General features: G+C 67.2%; 2 protein-coding genes. Both read left to right on the top strand.

Annotated elements, in window-relative coordinates; translation table 11 throughout:
• Positions 1-413: 413 nt before the first annotated feature.
• Complete coding sequence (gene dapA / locus ACFVFR_RS03605; protein ID WP_383697735.1) at positions 414-1,313, top strand: 4-hydroxy-tetrahydrodipicolinate synthase; 900 nt, start codon at positions 414-416, stop codon at positions 1,311-1,313.
• 124 nt (positions 1,314-1,437) lie between these two features.
• On the top strand, positions 1,438-3,123 hold the full coding sequence (locus tag ACFVFR_RS03600) for a ribonuclease J (protein ID WP_383697734.1): 1,686 nt from the start codon (positions 1,438-1,440) through the stop codon (positions 3,121-3,123).
• The last annotated feature ends 558 nt before the right edge of the window (positions 3,124-3,681 follow it).

The following is a 3,681-nucleotide window of genomic DNA, read 5'->3' as shown; positions in this document are numbered from 1 at the left end:
ACTGATTGGTGGGGGGGTGGCCCTTTTTTTGGCGCCACCCCCCGGCGGTTTTAACCGCGACGGGGCGCGAGGACCCCTACTTCCCCCCCCCGGTGGGGGGGGGGCCGGCCCGCCCCCGACCGGACGACGTGACATGACGCGGCCCGGATGCACGGGGCGGACCCGGAGCTCGACGGGGCGGCCCTCGCTCCTGCGAGCCGTCCGTATTGCGGCTTTTGAGGGAGTTCATCTAGGCTGATCAATGGGCCCGGCACTGTCTGAACCCCCGAGCAGGCAGTGTCGGTGCCTTCATCTCCGACGTACGTTCCCGTTCCGCATACGGCCCGGCGGTGCCGCGTTTCATGCGGTTTTGTCCGACCCTTGTAGGCCCCCGAGGGAGCGTGCAAGGGTGTGCTGCGAGTAGCGTGGTGCCCATGGCTCCGACTTCCACATCGCAGACCCCCTTCGGGCGCGTGCTGACCGCCATGGTCACGCCGTTCACGGCTGACGGCGCGCTCGACCTCGACGGTGCCCAGCGACTGGCCGCCCACCTCGTGGACGCGGGCAACGACGGGTTGATCATCAACGGCACCACCGGCGAGTCGCCGACCACCAGCGATGCGGAGAAAGCCACCCTCGTCAGGGCCGTCGTCGAGGCGGTCGGCGACCGGGCTCACGTCGTCGCCGGAGCCAGCACCAACGACACGCGGCACAGCGTCGAACTGTCCCGCGCCGCCGCCGCGGCCGGTGCCCACGGCCTGCTCGCCGTCACGCCGTACTACAGCAAGCCCCCGCAGGAGGGCCTGCTCCAGCACTTCACGGCCATCGCCAACGCCACCGAGCTGCCCGTGATGCTCTACGACATCCCCGGCCGCAGCGGTGTTCCGATCAGCACCGAGACCATCGTCCGGCTCGCCGAGCACCCCCGCATCGTCGCCAACAAGGACGCCAAGGGCGACCTCGGCCGCGCGAGCTGGGCCATCGCCCGCTCGCGACTGGCCTGGTACTCCGGCGACGACATGCTGAACCTCCCGCTGCTCTCCGTCGGCGCCGTCGGCTTCGTCTCCGTCGTCGGCCACCTGGTCAGCCCCGAACTCCGCGCCCTGCTCGACGCGCACCTGACCGGCGACGTGGCCAAGGCGGCGGAGATCCACCAGCAGCTGCTCCCCGTCTTCACCGGCATGTTCCGCACCCAGGGCGTCATCACGACCAAGGCCGCGCTCACCCTCCAGGGCCTGCCCGCCGGCCCGCTGCGACTGCCCCTCGTGGGGCTCTCCGCGGACGAGACCGAGCAGCTCAAGCGAGATCTTGCCGCTGGTGGGGTACAGCTCTAACCACGGACTTCACAACCGAATACCGGCCCATTTGCAAGTGCACGAATGACACCCGCGCCACGTGCCTCTCTGCCCGCTCCCAGCGGAGCAGAGGACATGTGGCGCGCGTGGTAAGGAGAGTCTTTTGAGTCATCCGCACCCAGAACTCGGCCCGCCGCCAAAGCTTCCCAAGGGTGGCCTGCGCGTCACCCCGTTGGGCGGTCTCGGCGAGATCGGCCGCAACATGACCGTCTTCGAGTACGGCGGACGGCTGCTGATCGTCGACTGCGGAGTGCTCTTCCCCGAGGAGGAGCAGCCCGGAGTTGACCTGATCCTGCCGGACTTCACGTCCATCCGTAACCGACTCGGCGACATCGACGGCATCGTGCTCACCCACGGGCACGAGGACCACATCGGCGGCGTGCCGTACCTGCTCCGCGAGAAGCCGGACATCCCGCTCATCGGCTCCAAGCTGACCCTCGCGCTGATCGAGGCGAAGCTCCAGGAGCACCGCATCCGGCCCTACACGCTGGAGGTCACCGAGGGGCACCGCGAGCGGATCGGCCCCTTCGACTGCGAGTTCGTCGCGGTCAACCACTCGATCCCGGACGCTCTCGCGGTCGCCATCCGCACCCCGGCCGGCATGGCCGTGCACACCGGCGACTTCAAGATGGACCAACTGCCGCTGGACGGTCGCCTCACCGACCTGCCCACCTTCGCCAAGCTCGGCGAGGAGGGCATCGACCTGCTGCTCTCGGACTCCACCAACGCCGAGGTGCCCGGCTTCGTCGCCCCTGAACGCGACATCTCCGGTGTGCTGCGCCAGGTCTTCGCCAGCGCGGACCGCCGCATCATCGTGGCGAGCTTCGCCAGCCACGTGCACCGCATCCAGCAGATCCTGGACGCGGCCCACGAGTACGGGCGCCGTGTGGCCTTCGTCGGCCGCTCCATGGTCCGCAACATGGGCATCGCCCGCGACCTGGGCTATCTCCGTGTTCCACCGGGCCTCGTCGTGGACGTACGCGCCCTGGACGACCTCCCCGACGACGAGGTCGTGCTGGTGTGCACGGGCTCGCAGGGCGAGCCCATGGCGGCGCTGTCCCGCATGGCCAACCGCGATCACCAGATCCGCATCGTGCAGGGCGACACCGTCATCCTGGCCTCGTCGCTGATCCCCGGCAACGAGAACGCGGTCTACCGAGTGATCAACGGGCTCACCCGGTGGGGCGCGAACGTCGTCCACAAGGGCAACGCCAAGGTGCACGTCTCCGGCCACGCCTCGGCCGGCGAGCTGCTGTACTTCTACAACATCTGCAAGCCGCGCAACCTGATGCCGGTGCACGGCGAATGGCGTCACCTGCGGGCCAACGCGGAGCTCGGCGCACTGACCGGAGTCCCCAAGGACCGGGTGGTCATCGCCGAGGACGGGGTGGTCGTCGACCTGGTCGACGGCATCGCCAAGATCGTCGGCAAGGTCCAGGCGGGATACGTGTACGTGGACGGCCTCTCGGTCGGCGACGTCACGGAGTCCTCCCTCAAGGACCGCCGCATCCTCGGGGACGAGGGCATCATTTCCGTCTTCGTGGTGGTGGACAGCACGACAGGCAAGATCGTCGGCGGCCCGCACCTCCAGGGCCGTGGCACGGGCATCGACGACGCGGCCTTCGTGGCCGTCACGCCCAAGATCGAGGAGTCCCTTGCCAAGGCCGCGGCCGACGGCGTCGGCGAGCCGCACCAGCTCCAGCAGCTGGTGCGCCGTGCGATCGGCAAGTGGGTCTCCGAGAGCTACCGCAGGCGACCGATGATCCTGCCGGTCGTCGTCGAGGTCTGACGTTCCCTTCGTACGCGGACGGCCGCCGCCGGACTCGATTTGCCTCCGGCTGCGGCCGTCCAGTACGTTTACGGCTCCACCAGATCGGGAACCCGTCGCCTTCGTGCGTACGGAAGGGACCGAAGACGGTGGGAATTCGACTCAGAGAAATCTGGTAAAGTCGAAATCACGCCGAAAGGCAAAGGCCTTCCAACGGCCACCGGAAACAAATTCCAGTCGAAAATGACCGGGAAAAGGATCTGGTAAGGTTGGAAACACCGAAGGGAAGCGCCCGGAGGGCCCGGTGAAACGGGACCGAAGGAAGCGTCCGTTCCTTGAGAACTCAACAGCGTGCCAAAAGTCAACGCCAGATATGTTGATACCCCGTCTTCTCGACACTGTTCGAGAGGCGAGGTTCCTTTGAAAAAGTCCTTCCGCTCTTTTACGGGTGGGAGGCAGCACAGCGAGGACGCTGTGAACACTGATCTTATTCCGGTTGGTGTTCCGCTCTTATCGTGTGTGTTCGCCGGGATATCCCGGAGGCATTCATGGAGAGTTTGATCCTGGCTCAGGACGAAC

The sequence above is a fragment of the Streptomyces sp. NPDC057702 genome (genome assembly GCF_042799315.1).
In the GTDB taxonomy this organism is placed as follows: Bacteria; Actinomycetota; Actinomycetes; order Streptomycetales; family Streptomycetaceae; genus Streptomyces.
This window is presented reverse-complemented; position numbering and strand designations above follow the sequence as displayed.